Annotated in this window: 13 protein-coding genes; 9 read left to right on the top strand and 4 right to left on the bottom strand. The window is 71.3% G+C overall.

Translation table 11 applies throughout. The features are described 5' to 3' along the window. The first annotated feature begins 442 nt into the window (after positions 1-442). Positions 443-970, top strand: a complete 528-nt coding sequence (locus ACSDR0_RS13860; RefSeq protein ID WP_435289186.1) for a hypothetical protein — start codon at positions 443-445, stop codon at positions 968-970. A gap of 298 nt (positions 971-1268) precedes the next feature. On the opposite strand, the gene ACSDR0_RS13855 is transcribed toward ACSDR0_RS13860, so the two are convergent. From ACSDR0_RS13855 to ACSDR0_RS13845, 3 genes are all read right to left on the bottom strand, one after another. Continuing rightward, entirely contained in the window at positions 1269-1733 is a 465-nt protein-coding gene (locus ACSDR0_RS13855; RefSeq protein ID WP_435289185.1) for a hypothetical protein, read from the bottom strand. Beyond that, a complete protein-coding gene (locus ACSDR0_RS13850) occupies positions 1715-2428 on the bottom strand; it encodes an SDR family oxidoreductase (RefSeq protein WP_435289184.1) in 714 nt (237 codons plus the stop codon). Before ACSDR0_RS13850 ends, ACSDR0_RS13855 begins: the two co-directional genes overlap by 19 nt. A 110-nt stretch (positions 2429-2538) precedes the next feature. After that, entirely contained in the window at positions 2539-3303 is a 765-nt protein-coding gene (locus ACSDR0_RS13845; RefSeq protein ID WP_435289183.1) for an alpha/beta fold hydrolase, read from the bottom strand. A gap of 71 nt (positions 3304-3374) precedes the next feature. Here ACSDR0_RS13845 and ACSDR0_RS13840 point away from each other — a divergent pair, with 71 nt between their 5' ends. Both ACSDR0_RS13840 and ACSDR0_RS13835 read left to right on the top strand, forming a co-directional pair. Beyond that, complete coding sequence (locus tag ACSDR0_RS13840; RefSeq protein ID WP_435289182.1) at positions 3375-4595, top strand: FAD-dependent monooxygenase; 1221 nt, start codon at positions 3375-3377, stop codon at positions 4593-4595. A 92-nt stretch (positions 4596-4687) separates the two neighbouring features. Further along, positions 4688-5407 carry a TetR/AcrR family transcriptional regulator gene (locus ACSDR0_RS13835; RefSeq protein ID WP_435289181.1) on the top strand — a complete coding sequence of 240 codons (720 nt, stop codon included), beginning with the start codon at positions 4688-4690 and terminating at the stop codon, positions 5405-5407. 187 nt (positions 5408-5594) lie between these two features. Here ACSDR0_RS13835 and ACSDR0_RS13830 read toward each other — a convergent pair whose 3' ends face one another. Beyond that, positions 5595-6473 carry a polysaccharide deacetylase family protein gene (locus ACSDR0_RS13830; RefSeq protein ID WP_435289180.1) on the bottom strand — a complete coding sequence of 293 codons (879 nt, stop codon included), beginning with the start codon at positions 6471-6473 and terminating at the stop codon, positions 5595-5597. 280 nt (positions 6474-6753) lie between these two features. Here ACSDR0_RS13830 and ACSDR0_RS13825 point away from each other — a divergent pair, with 280 nt between their 5' ends. From ACSDR0_RS13825 to ACSDR0_RS13800, 6 genes are all read left to right on the top strand, one after another. After that, complete coding sequence (locus tag ACSDR0_RS13825; RefSeq protein ID WP_435289179.1) at positions 6754-7821, top strand: fatty acid desaturase family protein; 1068 nt, start codon at positions 6754-6756, stop codon at positions 7819-7821. Positions 7822-7975: 154 nt separating this feature from the next. Then, the gene (locus ACSDR0_RS13820) at positions 7976-8692 is read left to right on the top strand and encodes an SRPBCC family protein (protein ID WP_435289178.1); all 717 of its coding nucleotides are present in this window, start codon (positions 7976-7978) and stop codon (positions 8690-8692) included. 194 nt (positions 8693-8886) lie between these two features. Then, on the top strand, positions 8887-11676 hold the full coding sequence (locus ACSDR0_RS13815) for a Na+/H+ antiporter subunit A (RefSeq protein ID WP_435289177.1): 2790 nt from the start codon (positions 8887-8889) through the stop codon (positions 11674-11676). Next, positions 11673-12491, top strand: coding sequence for a Na(+)/H(+) antiporter subunit C (locus ACSDR0_RS13810; protein WP_435289176.1), 819 nt, complete (start codon positions 11673-11675; stop codon positions 12489-12491). The genes ACSDR0_RS13815 and ACSDR0_RS13810 overlap by 4 nt, the downstream gene beginning before the upstream one ends. A 52-nt stretch (positions 12492-12543) precedes the next feature. Beyond that, complete coding sequence (locus ACSDR0_RS13805; protein ID WP_435289175.1) at positions 12544-14187, top strand: Na+/H+ antiporter subunit D; 1644 nt, start codon at positions 12544-12546, stop codon at positions 14185-14187. Continuing rightward, the gene (locus ACSDR0_RS13800) at positions 14184-14744 is read left to right on the top strand and encodes a Na+/H+ antiporter subunit E (RefSeq protein ID WP_435289174.1); all 561 of its coding nucleotides are present in this window, start codon (positions 14184-14186) and stop codon (positions 14742-14744) included. The genes ACSDR0_RS13805 and ACSDR0_RS13800 overlap by 4 nt, the downstream gene beginning before the upstream one ends. The last annotated feature ends 65 nt before the right edge of the window (positions 14745-14809 follow it).

Below are 14809 nucleotides of genomic sequence, written 5' to 3'. Positions count from 1 at the left end.
GCGATCTTTGTCACATGGTCCGGCAGGAGACCGCACTTCTCCGCCGGACCGAGATCGTCTTCGACGGCTCGCGACGCCGGCTCTCCCCCGTTCCCCGGGGATCTCCCCCGGGCGTCCCCGTCCGAGGGGACATCCGCCCCCTCGCGCCGGGTGATCCCCGCGCCCGCCTCCCCGGGGTGTGACTCCATGGTGGGGCGGGCGCCCCCCGCGAGGCGTCCGCCTGCGGGGTGATTTCCGGGTACGCCGGGCGGCGGACCCGCCGCCCCCTCCCGTGCCCTTCCCGTGCCCCGGGCCGTTCCCGCCGGCCGGATCAAGTCCCTGCAAACGGCTCGCAAGCGCTCCGTAAGGACCGATACGGGGACCTGCAAGCCCCTCCCCATACAAAGGAGTCACTCCAGGGGGAAATCGGCAAAAGCCGGTTCGGGGAGGTTAAGGAGAAATCATGATCAAGCGACTTGCCACCGGCCTGCTGGCTACGGCCGCCCTCGGCGCCATCGCGCTCGCCGTACCCGCCACCGCGCACGCCGCGACCACGGCGGCCCCGGCGGCGGCGACCACGGCCGCGACCGGCTCGTCCGGCTACGACTACAGCGAGAACTGGGGCCACTACTTCTCGTCCAACCACAAGGCCAGGAGCCGCGGCTGGATCGGCGTCGAGTGGGACGACCAGCAGAAGTGGAACCGGGTCGACGTCAAGGGCAAGCTGTACGACCTCGACCACCGCACGTACAAGCAGGGCGGCAAGTGCGCCTACGTGAAGTTCGCGGTCCACCACTTCGGCGACGGCAGCAACGAGTGGTACGACGGCAAGTCCTACAAATACTGCGGTGCCGGGGGCGCCAAGCAGTTCGCCTTCAGCAAGCACAAGGTCGACAGCGTTCGCGTCAAGGTCTGCCAGATCGGCCTGCACAGCTCTTACCCCACCCGGTGCGGCGACTGGGAGTACCTCTACACCGCCGAGAGTGAGTGACCACATATATCCCCGAACGGCCCGGCCCCTGCCGGCGCATTCGAAGGGTCGTCGCAACACGGTGATCCATTGCCGGCGACGGCCGGCATGGCGAGCCGACTGGGTTTCCGTATTCTCTGGGGTTGCGGGGAATGCGGAAACCCAGGACCGCAGGCAAGAGGAACGCCCACGTGGGGGACACGAAGCCGAGCGAGATCAGGCCGGTCCGGTAGCTGTGACCGCTGCCGGTCGGCGCCGGCCTGTGGGATCACATCGAAGATGCGACTCCCAGTCATGCACCGCGGGCGTACGTCTGAGGTCAGCCCTGCCCGGCATCCTCGCCGAGGCGTCCGGAAGGACCGGGTTCGGTTTCCTTGACGGGCAGCACCATGAGGATCGAAAGGATCAGGAGGCCACCCAGTATCACCGCCACACTGATCTTGTCGATGATCGGGAAGGCGTGCAGGTGCAGCATGTGCCACAGGAAGTGGATCGCGTTGTAGATCGACCATGCGCCCCCGGTCACCGCGAGGGACTCCCGGGTCGGCCGGCGCAGCGCCCACACGCTCAGCACCAGCAGCGCCAGGTTGAGCGCCCCCACGTCGACGGCCAGATGCTCGTTGTACGGGCCGAGCGCCGCCACCCAGTGGAGCCCCGGCGCCGGGAAGTCGTTGTAGAACGACCGCGGGAACACCGCCGCCCACACCCCCTGGTACGCCGCCGCCACCGCCAGCACTCCGGCCATCCAGCGTTTGGCCGCCACGGTCATCGCGACGCCGCCCACTGCTCGAAGGTGATCTTCCCGCTGCGGAAGTCACCGGCCGGCAGCACGCCACCGTTCGCCATCGCCTTGCCGACGGGCACCGTCAGCACCAGTTTGCCTCTGGCCAGGCGGCGCATCATCGATGCCATCGTCAGCACCTCGGGGCCGGCCAGCTCGGTCGCCCGGCCCTGGGCGGGGCCTTCGGCCAGGCGTACGAGCTCGGCGGCGACCTCGGAGGCGGCGACCGGCCGGCTCACCATCAACGGCGCCACCTTCACCGGGCCGGGCACCTTGTCGAGCATCTGCGCCGCGAACTCGTGGAACTGCGTCACCCGCAGGAGCGTCACCGGGATCGGGCCGGCCAGCGCCAGCTCCTCCTGGCGGCGCTTGCCGATGTAGTAGCCCGAGTCGACCCGGTCGACCCCGACGATCGACAGGAGCACGTGGTGGCGTACGCCCGCCCGCTCCTCCGCCGCCAGCAGGTTGCGTGTCTCGGTCTCGAAGAACGCCACCGACGTCTTGCGGCTGAGCGTCGTCACGTTCGCCACGTCGATCACGACGTCCACACCGCGCAGCGCGTCGTCGAGACCGGCCCCCGTTATCAGGTCGACGCCGCCCGACCGGGACATCACCACGACCTCGTGGCCCTGCTCCCGCGCCCGCTCGACCACCAGCCTGCCGACCCAGCCGGTTCCCCCGGCCACCGCCATCCTCATTGTGTTCCTTCCTTTCTCGTTGAATCGGTAAATCGGTAAACAAGACAAGGACGAGGGGCTGAATGTGACAGCCGATCGCACCCGCTCGACAGTTCGGGCCGCCTGGCTCGTCAGCGGTCCAACGAGTCCCAGAAATCGGTGAGTACCCGGACGGCACGGCCGGGGTCCTGGGTCATCCACCAGTGGCCGAGCCCGTCGAGGGTCGCGGTCCCGGCGCCGGCCAGCCGCGCCGTGCGGCACCGCTGTTCGCCGGTCCCGACCAAGAGGTCCTCGGTGGCGAGCAGGGCGAGGCCCGGCCGCTGCGCCGCGCGTTCGAGGTTCCGGCCCAGCTCGGCCATCACCGGTTGGGCGGCTGATCGGTAGAGCGCGTGTGCGGCCCGCCCCATCGCCTCGTCCTGACCTGCCGCGACCCGCTTCGCCACCGGCTCGCTCATGCCGAACCTCACGAGCATCGCGACCCGCGTCGCGAGGTCCGGGCCGAGCGGGACGGCGGGGTCCGGTCCCGTGCTCTCCGGCGCCTGCTGACTCAGGGCGAACTCGTGCCACACGTAGTCCGGGTCGAACAGGCCGATCACATCGCTGACCCAGCTGCGCACGAGGTCCGGGCGGGCCATCACCGCGTTGAGGGTGTGCACGCCGCCCCAGTCGTGCCCGACCAGGTCGACGGGCTCGGCGAAACGCTCCAATTCGCCGATGAGCCAGTCCCGGTAATCATCGACGGTCGCACCGAACCCTGTCGGCAAGGGCGCCCCGAAACCGGGCGGGGACAGGCGGATCGGGCCGGGTCGAGCGGGAGCGACACGTTCGAGCTCGACGAGCAGCGGCTCCCAGACCTCCGGCGTCTCAGGGAAGCCGTGGACGAAAACGGTTGGCATGGCGGGAACTCCGTTCATGTTGGTCCAACTGACCAGATGACCAATATGGTCAGTGAGTATACTCTGGGGACATGAAGACGAACACCACCCCGCGACGGCGGGCTCTCGTAGTCGGACTCGGCGTCAGCGGAACCGCCTCCGCGCTGCGGCTGCACAAGGCGAGCTGGGACGTTGTCGTCCTGGAGAAAGCAGCCGAACGTCGCCGCGGCGGATACTTCCTCACCCTCTTCGGCACCGGGATCACCGCGGCGGAGCGCCTGGGCATCGAGGTGCCGAACCGCTTCTCGACGGACATCGCCTACTACAACGTCGATCGCGCAGGCCGGCGGCGGCGCGGCATGGGCTTCGCCGAGGCCGTGGCCGGCGAGTCACGCCCGGTCGTGCGCGGCGACGTCGAGCAGGCCGCGTTCGACGCCCTGCCCGAGGACGTGGAGATCCGGTACTCGTCCGTTCCGGTCGCGCTACGCCAGGACGCGGAAAGCGTGCAGGTCGACATCGAGGACCTGGCCGCGGGGACGGTGACCACCGAACGGTTCGACCTCGTCGTCGGGGCCGACGGCCTGCGCTCGACCGTGCGCCGACTGGCGTTCGGGCCCGATGATGGCCGCATTCACCGTCTCGGCTACATGCTCGCGGCGTGCGCCCTGCCCGGCCCGGTCCCCGGTTTCCGGGGCACGGACGGGATCATCATGTCCGAGCTGGGCCGGTCGGCATGGGTGTTCGCCTTCGCCGACCGGCCACCGACGGTGCTGTTCAACTACCGGACCGACGATGTGGACGGCGAGTTCACCCGGCCCGCCATCGACTCGTTGCGGGCGGCGTTCGGACCGGAGCCCGCGGGTGCGACGCTCGGCTGGCTGCTCGACCGGTTCGAGCAGGCGCCGGACCACCTGTTCGACACCGCCGAGCAGGTGCGGCTCGACACGTGGCACCAGGGCAGGGTGGTGCTCGTCGGCGACTCGGCGTGGTGCCTGACCCTCTACTCCGGGATGGGGGCCTCCAGCGGCCTGGCCGGGGCCGACATGCTGGGCACGATGCTGGAGCGGTATCCCGGAGACGTGCTGCGGGCGCTGCGGGCCTGGGAGGAGAAACTCCGCCCCTTCATCGAGTTCCACCAGGGCTCCGGCATGGCCATGCGCAAGCTTTTCGTCCCGGCCGACCGCACCGAGTACGGGATCCGGTTCGTCTTCGACCACGTGGCGGGGACGACGCTCGGCAGAACGCTCCTCTCGGAGGCCGAGCACCGCAGCAAGGCCTCCCGGATGAAGACGATCGACATCGCCCTGACGTGACCCGGCCTCGGGGCCCGCCGCACGGTAGGGTTCACCCCCGTGAACCCCCGTGACATCATGACGCCGAAGAGCGAACGGGAGGAACCACGACGGTGAGCCGGCTGATCGAACACGACTCCGTCAAGGCGGCCAGAATCCTCGACAGCGCGCGCGAGCTGGTCCTCGAACACGGCGTCCGCAAGGTGACCATCGCCGAGATCGCCGCGGCCGCGGGCGTGGGCAAGGGCACGGTCTACCTGTACTGGGAGACCAAGGAAGACCTGCTCGTGGGGCTGGCCGCGCGCGAGGTACTGACCTGGATCGAGACCATCAAAAACCAGATCGCCCAGGACCCGCAGTCCATCCTGCCCCGCCGTCTCGCTCCGCTGCTCATCCGCACGACACTGGGCAACCCGTGGCTGCGGTTGCTCATGAGCGACGACAGCGCCCTGCGGCAGCTGCTCCACCGCCCCGCCGACCAGAAGCGCTTCGCCGAGGCCACCACGAGCTCGATGGGCAACGCGGTCGTGACGATCCTGCGCGACCACGGGATCGTGCGCGACGACCTCCCGCTGTCCAGGCAGATGTACGCCCTGCACGCCGTGCTGGTCGGGTTCAGCACCGTCATGAACGATGCCGGTGTCGCGGGCCCGCTCAGCATCGACGATCCCGAAACGGCCCTCGCCGACACCGTCCACATGCTGCTCGAACGGCCTCGTGACCCCGCCGCGCGCGATGTCGCCAAGGCCGCGGAAGCGGTGCGGGCCCGGTTCGCCGAGATTCACGACAACCTCCTGGGACTCGTCGCGGCGGGCGCCGCCGGAACCAGATGACCCGCGTCCTCAAGGCCGTGCCGTTCAGCTGCGGATCGGCCGACGCGGCGTAGGCCGGGCCGCATGCCAATCAATGTGGCCAAAGCGTGGCCCGTGCCATCCAAAGTGGCCGATCATGTCCTGTCTCACGAGAGCCGGCGTCTGTCTCACTGGGGCCGGGCCGTTCGGCCTTTTTGGAAGGACCGCGTCAGCGGGTCGCCGCCTTCAGGTACGCGTCGAGGTTGCCGATCTCGAAGCCCCGGCGTTTGATCTTCGCGACGAGGATCCCGAAGTCGCGCGCGAGGTTCGGGCGAAAGTGCAGCAGCAGGATGTCGCCGGGGCGGAGTTTCTTGTCGGGCACCTGGTAGGCGATCTTCCCGCCCGGCTGCACGGTCGCGGTCCAGAGCAGGAGCGCGTCGATGCCGCAGGCCTTGGCGGCCCTGCGGGTCAGGGTGTTGTGGTTGCCGAACGGCGGGCGGAACAGGGTGGGCGCGATGCCGGTGTGCCTGCGGATCAGCTTGGAGATGCCGCAGATCTCGGCCTTCTGTCCCTCGTAGCCGAGCGAGGGGAGGTTCGGGTGGGTCAGCGTGTGGTTCTCGATCGTCGCTCCCGCGTCGCGCAGGTCGCGCACGTAATCCCACTTGCCCGCGCCGAGGAACCTGCCGCCCTGGGCGGTCGGGTCGGCCGCGCCCCTGGCCTCCACGGCGTCGCGGGTGACGAAGGCCGCCACGGGGATCCGCCGGTCGCGGACCCGCGCCACGAAGCCGGGATCCTGCTCCCAGCCGTCGTCGATGGTCAGGAAGACGACCTTCCGCCTGGTGGGGATGGAACTGATCACCGGAGGCAGGCCGTCGCCGGGACGCGGGATCCTGCCCACCTCACCCGGCCTGGGCGTCACCCCGGGCGGCCCGGCAGGTCTCGCCGCCTGGTCGCCGGAGCCGGAGGGGGGCTTCGACGCGCGGGAGGCGCCCGGCGCGGGGGTGGCGCCGCCGTCGGTTCCACCGTCGAGGCCCGTGGCGCACCCGGCGCTCATCGCCAGGGCCGTCGCGGCCGCCGTCCTGATCGTCCAGTATGTCCCCGATGCCATGGGCGACCATCCTGCCAGCAGCCGGGAGCCCGACCTAGCGGGTCTGAAGGGGCTGAAGGGTCCGAAGAGAGTGAGTCCGGTGGCTATCTTGTGATCATCCCCTAATCAGGGTGGTTACGGGGGTAGGGTCAGCACTACCAAAAGCTGGGGTGGGAGCGGGGGTTTGCGATCACGGCGACCACGGAATCCTGGGATGGTCGTCTTGCTTGGTTGGCGCCGATCTGTGGCGCTACCTGCTGACGTCGTCATGTCGAGTGATCCGGCCCACCTGAGGAGAACCGTGACCAACTCAACCGCGATCGATGACGCGGATCTTCCCGTCGTCCCTGAAAACGGGGAACGGGGCAGTGATTTCGCCCGACTGTCGCGCCGGATCGCCCAGGCGGGGCTGCTCGACAGGCGCCCCGGCTATTACGCCGTGCGGCTCGGCCTGGTCACGGCGGCCTTCGTCGGCGGCTGGGCCGCCTTCTTCGCCCTCGGCGACTCGTGGTACCAGCTGCTGGTGGCCGCCTTCCTCGCGGTGGTGTTCGCCCAGATCGGGCTCGTCGCCCACGACCTGGCCCACCGCCAGGTCTTCCGCTCCCGCCGCTCCAGCGAGATCGCCGGGCTGGTGGCCGGAAACGTCGCCATCGGCATGAGCTACGGCTGGTGGATGGACAAGCACACCCGCCACCACGCCAACCCCAACCACGAGGACCACGATCCCGACGTCAACCCCGACTTCCTGATCTGGTCGCACGAGCAGGCCGCCAACAGCAAGGGGCTGCCCAGGTACGTGGGCCGCTGGCAGGCGTTCCTGTTCTTCCCGCTGCTCACATTCGAGGGGTTCAACCTCCACGTGTCCAGCGTCCGGGCGCTGCTGCGCCCGACGATGAAGCACCGGGCCGTGGAGGCGTCCCTGCTGGTCGTGCACGTCGTCCTGTACGTGGGCGCCCTGTTCGCGGTGCTGTCGCCCGTCAAGGCCGTGGTCTTCCTCCTCCTGCACCAGGCGATCTTCGGCGTCTACCTGGGCTGCACCTTCGCCCCCAACCACAAGGGCATGCCGATGCTCAGGGGCGAGGAGAAGCTCGACTTCCTCCGCCGCCAGGTGCTGACCTCGCGCAACGTGCGCGGCAGCAAGGTCCTCGACGTCGTGCTCGGCGGCCTCAACTACCAGATCGAGCACCACCTCTTCCCGAGCATGCCGATGCCCAACCTGCGCCACGCCCAGCCGATCGTCCGGGCGTACTGCGAGGAGCTGGGGGTCGACTACCTGGAGTCCGGGATCGTCAGCTCGTACGCGCAGGCGTTGCGCCACCTGTACGACGTGGGCGAGTCCCTGCGGGCGAAGACCCCCGTGCCCAGCTAGTTCGTGTCCGTGCCTCGCGCCTCTCGCTCCTGATCCGTGGACGCGGGGGGCCGGTGCGGGGTCGGCACTGGGGTAGCACTGACAAGGGCGGGTCGCGGCGGCGGGCAGATGTTGCTGTTATCCGCCCGCCCGGCGATTGCCTAGGGTGCTTGGTGTGAAGCTCGCAGGCAGTGCCGTGCTCGGCATCGACAGAGATCGTGTGTGGTCAGCGCTCCAGAACCCGGCCGTGCTCGTACGCACGATCCCGGGGTGCGAGCGCCTGGAGGAGACGGGGCCGGACACCTACCGGATGACCGTCACCGCGGGGGTGGCCTCCATCAAGGGCGTCTACCAGGGCGAGGTCGCCCTGTCGGAGCCCGAGGCGCCGGAACGGTTCGTGCTCAGGGCCCGGGGCCAGGGCGCTCCCGGCACCGTGGACGCCACCGTGGAGATCCGCCTCAGCGAGGTCGAGGGCGGCACCCGGATCGACTACGACGCCGAGGCCGTGATCGGCGGCATGATCGGCGGCGTCGGCCAGCGCATGCTGGGCTCCGTCGCGAGGAAGACCGCGGGGGAGTTCTTCTCCGCCGTGGAGAGCCACCTCGTCTCCGGGGGGATTCCGGCCGCGCCGGCTCCCGCCGACGGCGTTCTCGCCGGGATCGCGCCGGGCGGCGATCCGTCGCCCGTCGCGCCTGTCGTGTCCGCCGCGCCGGGATCGCCGGCCGCGGTGGGTCAGGCCGGGTCCGCGCACGTCTTCGAGCGCCCGGCCAAACAGCCCAGGCCCGGGGTGCCCGCCTGGTCGCTCCTCGCCGCGTTCGGGATGGGCGCGGGCGTCGCGCTCGGCAGCGCGGTGATCGGCTGGCTGCTCGGCCGTACCGGCGGGAAGCGGTGACCGCGCCCCCCGGCGGGGGGCGGTTCACGCTCGGCAGGGGTGTCCGCGGGAAGCGGTGACCGCGTCGGGGAGCTGATCACGTCCCGGTGAAGAACCGGCGGTGTTCGGGTCAAGCGGCCCGCGTGCTTGATCGGTGAAAGGTGTGCCTCCCGGCATTTTGGGATACGTCGGCCACGACGGGTGCCCGGGGGAACATGGAGCCGCTGCTGATCATGCACGCCGTGGCGGCGGTACTCGCCCCGGCGCTGGTGCGCCGCTTCGGCCGGGACGCGTTCTTCCCGCTCGCCGTACCGCCCGCCTGCGGGTTCGCCTACACGGTCTGGATCGCCCTGACCGGCGTCCCGGTCGAGTCGCACCATGACTGGGCGCCCGCCTTCGGTCTGGGGCTGTCCTTCCGCGCCGACGCGCTGGCCGTGCTGATGATGGCGCTGGTCACCGGCGTGGGCGCGCTGGCCGTGCTGTACTGCTCGCGCTACTTCGACGCCACCGCCGAGGGGCTCGGCCGGTTCGCCGGGGTGTTCACGGCCTTCGCCGGGGCGATGCTCGGCCTGGTGGTCGCCGACGACCTCCTGTCGCTGTACGTGTTCTGGGAACTGACCACGGTCTTCTCCTACCTGCTGATCGGCCACGACCCCCGGAGCAGGGGCGGCCGCAGGGCCGCGATGCAGGCGCTGACCGTCACCACGTCCGGCGGGCTGGCGATGCTGGCCGGCATGGTCGTGCTCGGCGAGGCCGCGGGGACGTACCGCGTCTCCCGGATCGTCGCGGACCCGCCGTCCGGCGGCCTGGTCCCGGTGGCGGCGGTGCTGATCCTGGCCGGCGCGCTGTCGAAGTCGGCGATCTTCCCGTTCAGCATGTGGCTGCCCGCCGCGATGGCCGCGCCGACGCCGGTCTCGGCCTACCTGCACGCCGCGGCGATGGTGAAGGCCGGGGTCTACCTGATCGCCCGCCTGGGCCCGGCCTTCGGGGAACTCGCGGTATGGCGCTGGACGGCCGTGGTCCTCGGCCTGCTCACCATGCTGCTCGGCGCGTGGCGGGCACTGCGCGAGTACGACCTCAAGAAGCTGCTCGCCTACGGCACGGTGAGCCAGCTGGGGTTCTTGACCGTGCTGTTCGGTGCGGCCACCCGCGACACCGCGATCGCCGGGGCCGGGATGCTGCTCGCGCACGCATTGTTCAAAGCGGCCCTCTTCCTGGTCGTCGGTGTCGTCGACCGCTCCACGGGAACCCGTGACCTGCGCGAGCTGAACGGCCTGCGGCGCTCGGCGCCGTGGCTGTTCGCGACCGCCACCGGGGCCGCCGCCTCGATGGCGGGCATCCCGCCTCTCCTGGGGTTCGTCGGCAAGGAGGCCGCCTTCGAGTCGCTGCTGACCGGGCGGCCCGCCGACACGGCGGTCCTCGCGGGAGTCGTCCTCGGGTCGGCGCTCACCGCCGGCTACAGCGCGCGCTTCCTGTGGGGTGCCTTCGGCGCCGGCCGAGGCTCGGAACCGGTGCGGGTGCGCCGCAGCGGCGCCCCGATGTTCCTGCCGCCCGCACTGCTCTCCGGGCTCGGGCTCGTCGCCGCCCCGTTCGCCGGGCGGTACGGCGAGGCGATGGAAGGCTACACCGGCACCTTCCCCGGCCCCGGCCACGGCACCCACCTCGCGCTGTGGAGCGGCGCCCCGGTACCGCTGCTGCTGTCGGCGGCCGCGCTGGCGGGGGGAGCGCTCCTCTTCCTGTTCAGGGAACCGCTGGCGCGGGCGGGGACGGCACTGCACGTGATCGACTCCGGCCGGGTCTACTGGGCCCTGATCCGCGGGCTGGGCCGCTTCTCCCTGCAGCTGACCGGTGTCGTCCAGCGGGGCTCGCTGCCCGACTACCTCATGATCGCGTTCGTGTCCCTGGCGGGGGTCGCGGTCTTCTCGCTGCTGTACGGACCCCCGCCCGGCGCGCGTCCGGACGTGGTGCTCTGGGAGCGCGTCGAGCAGCCCGTCATCGGCGTCCTTCTCATGGCCACGGCCGCCGCCGTGCTCAGGGTGCGCTCGCACGTCGTGCTGGTGCTGGTGGCGGGCCTGACCGGGTACGGCACGGCGCTGCTGTTCCTCGTCCACGGCTCGCCCGACCTGGCCCTGACCCAGTTCCTCGTCGAGACGCTGAGCCTGGTCGTGTTCGTGCTGGTGCTCCGCAGGCTTCCCCTCGGGCCCCGGGAGGATCGGCCCCGGGTGCCGTTCGCCGCGCGGCTCACCCTCGGCGTCGTGAGCGGCGCGGTGGCGGCCGGGGCCGGGGTGCTCGCGATGAACGCGCGGCAGGCGACGCCGGTCGGCACGCTGATGGTCCCGTCCGCGCGGGAGGCCGGGGCCGCCAACCTCGTCAGCGCGCTCCTGGTCGACATCAGGGCCTGGGACACCATGGGGGAGACCTCCGTGCTCGTCGTCCTCACCCTCGGCATGACCGGCCTGGTCTTCCTGCGCGGCCACTCGTACGCGCTGCGGCCCCCGGGGGGCGGGACCGGAGACGATTCCCGGACGTACTGGCTGGCGGCCACCCTGCCTCCCGGGCAGCGGGCGGTCATCTTCGAGCTGGTGGCCCGGCTGACCTTCCACACGGTGATGGTGATCTCGGTCTTCCTGCTGTTCACCGGGCACGGCGCGGTGGGCGGGGGGTTCGCCGGGGGCATGGTGGCCGGTCTCGCGCTGGTCGTGCGCTATCTCGCCGGAGGCCGGTACGAGCTGGCCGTCGCCGCGCCGATCACCGCCGGGGTGCTGATCGGCCTGGGACTCCTGCTGTGCACGGTCACCGCGTTCTGGGGGCTGCTGGCCGGTGCCGGGCCGCTGGACATGCTCCCCGCCGACCTGCGCGTCCCGCTCGTCGGCGACCTCCACCTGTCGACCGTGCTGCTGTTCGACGCCGGGGTCTACATCACGGTGATCGGCATGGCGCAGGACGTCCTGCGCAGCCTGGGCGCCGAGCTGGACCGGCGGATCGACGAGGGGGAGGATCGGTGACCGCCCCGCTGCTGCCCCTCCTGGTGGCCGGAACGCTCGTCGCCACCGGCGTGACGCTGCTGCTGGAGAGAAGCCTGGTCCGGCTGCTGGCCGGTGTCATCCTGCTCGGCAACGGGGTGAATCTGCTGATCCTCACCGCGGGCGGGCCACCGGGGAGGCCGCCGATCCTGGGCACGTCGGCCCCGGAGCGAATGTCCGACCCGCTGCCGCAGGCCATGGTGCTCACCTCCATCGTCATCACGCTGGGCGTCACCGCCTTCCTGCTCGCCGTGGTCCACCGGTCCTGGCAGCTCACCGGCGCCGACGAGGTGCAGGACGACACCGAGGACCGCCGGGTTCGGCTGCGGGCCAGGCGCGGCGAGCTGGGCCAGGACGTGCTCGACCGCCGGGAGGCGTACCGGCGGCTGGTCAGGGAGCAGCGCGCCGAGCTCGCCCGGCTGCGGGAGGCCCACCACGAGCGGGAGCGCAGGGAGGCCGCGGAACTGGAGCAGCGGATCCTCGACGTCAACGTCGACCTGGGGCGCTGGCTGCAGGAGCACAAGGACGAGGGCCTGTCCGCCGAACAGCTCGCCGAGCGTTTCGCCGAGGCGCAGCGCGCGGAGGACGTCTCCAAGGAGGAGCGGCGCAAACGCGTACGGGAGATGCGCGCCGAGTTCGCCCGCAGGGAGCGGGAGCAGGACGCGCGGGAGCGCGAGATCCGCAGGCGGTTCCGCGCCCGCCGGCGCGACGTCCGCAGGCGGATGCGCGCCGCGATCCGCGCCGACCGGGCCCGGCAGGCCAGGGCGCAGGATCGCGACCTGGAGGGGGAGGACTGATGCGGGCTCGCGTCCCGCGCGGTGGGGAGTCCCGGAGAGAGGGGGAGGGCCGGTGGAGGCGCTGATCCCGGTGCCCGTGGTGCTTCCGCTGCTGGCCGCCGGGCTCAAGCTGGCCATCGGCCGGAAGCTGCAGCGGCTCCAGGCGCTCATCAGCCTGGGCACGCTCGCGGTGGTGCTGCTCGTGTCGCTGCTCCTGCTGCCGGCCGCCGACCGGGAGGGGCCGCTGGTGGCCCACGCCGGAGGCTGGGGAGCGCCGATCGGCATCGCGCTCGTCGCCGACAGGCTCTCCACCCTCATGCTGGCGGTCTCCTCCGCGATCACGCTCTGCGTGATGATCTACTCGCTGGCCCAGTCCCGCGCCGACCAGGAGCACAGGGCCCCGTTGTCGATCTTCCATCCGGCTTATCTGATCATGGTCGCCGGGGTGTCGGACGCCTTCCTCTCCGGTGACCTGTTCAACCTCTTCGTCGGGTTCGAGATGCTGCTCGGCGGCTCGTACGTGCTGCTGACCTTCGGCGGGACCGAGGCCCGCATCCGGGCGGGGGCCACCTACGCGGTGGTGGGGCTGACAGCGTCGCTGCTGTTCCTCGTCGCGATCGCGGTGGCCTACGCCGCGACCGGCACCGTGTCGATGGCGCAACTGGCCGAACGGTTCTCGGTGCTGCCCCAGCACATCAGGCTGCTGGTCGAGCTGACGCTCCTGCTGGTCTTCGTGGTCAAGGCCGCGATCTTCCCGATGTCGGCGTGGCTGCCCGACTCGTACCCGACCGCGCCCACCCCCGCGACGGCGCTCTTCGCGGGGCTGCTCACCAAGGTCGGCATCTACTCGATCATCCGGCTGGAGGCGCTGCTGTTCCCCGGAGGCCCGGTGAGCGGCCTGCTGATGTGGTCGGCGCTCCTGACCATGCTGGTCGGGGTGCTCGGGGCGGTGGCGCAGACCGACATCAAGCGAATGCTCTCCTTCACCCTGGTCAGCCACATCGGTTACATGGTGTTCGGGGTCGCCCTGTCCAGCGTCGCCGGTATGGCGGGCGCCGTCTTCTACGTCGCCCACCACATCACCGTGCAGACGAGCCTGTTCCTGGTGACGGGCATGATCGAGCGTCGCACCGGCACCACCTCCCTGGACCGGCTCGGCGGCCTGGCGGGGCCGGCCCCCGCGATCGCGGTGCTCTTCTTCGTACCCGCGATGAACCTGGCGGGCATACCGCCGATGTCCGGCTTCCTGGGCAAGCTCGGGTTGGTCCAGGCGGGGATCGCGGACGGCCGTCCGATGGCCCTGACCCTGGTCGCGGGAGGGCTGCTGACCAGCCTGCTCACCCTGTACGTGGCGGCCGCGACCTGGAGCAAGGCCTTCTGGGGGGCGCCGCTCCCGGAAATGACCACGGAGGGGGGAGCCGTGCCGGAGACCGGGGAGGACGAGGCCGGTGCGCGGGGGGAGCCGGGCGCGGGCGGTACGGCGGGGGCCGGAAGCCGAGGGAGCGGCGAGGGCGGCACCGGTGGGATCACCGGTGAGGCCGTCGTCACCGCCGTCGCCATGCCGGTGCCCATGCTCGCCGCCACGGCGGCGCTGGTGGTGCTGGCCCTGTCGTACACCGTGCTGGCCGGGCCGCTGTCCGCCCTGGCCGAGCGGGCCGCGGGCGAGCTGCTGGCCCGCGAACCGTACATCTCCGCGGTGCTCGGCGGTGAGCGGTGAGCGGGTCGGGTCCGGCGCTCCCGGTGCCCCGGGTGCTGGGCAGGCCCGTACCGCTGCCGCTGGTGGCCTGGCTGACGGTGGTCTGGCTACTGCTCTGGGGAGACCTGAGCGTGGGCAACGTGCTCGGCGGCCTGCTGACCGGGCTGGCCGTCGTGTGGCTGCTGCCCCTGCCGGTCCAGGACTCCGGCATCCGGCTCCGGCCCGTCGGGATCCTCCTGTTCCTCCTCCGCTTCGCGCGGGACCTGATGATCTCCAGCTTCCGGGTCGCCTTCTGGGCGCTGCGCCCGGGGGAGCCGCCTCCGGTCCAGATCGTCGAGGTCGGGCTGCGCTGCTCCTCGGAGACGACGGCCGTGCTGATGACGGTGGCGCTGTCGGCGCTGCCGGGCAGCCTGGTGCTGGAGGCGAACGTCCGGCGGAGGTTGCTGGTGCTCCACGTGCTCGGCGTCCCGGGTGACGCGCCGACCGTCAGCCGGGTCACCCGTGAGGACGTGATGCGGTTGGAGAACCGCATCGTGGCCGCCTTCGGCACCCGCGCCGACCAGGAGGAGCTGAGGTGAGGGTGGCGTACGGGGGAGCCGCGATGGCGCCGGCGTATGGGGAGGTGTCGCGATGGCGCCGGTGT

It is taken from the genome of Streptosporangium sp. G11, assembly GCF_051192615.1.
In the GTDB taxonomy this organism is placed as follows: domain Bacteria; phylum Actinomycetota; class Actinomycetes; order Streptosporangiales; family Streptosporangiaceae; genus Streptosporangium.
This window is presented reverse-complemented; position numbering and strand designations above follow the sequence as displayed.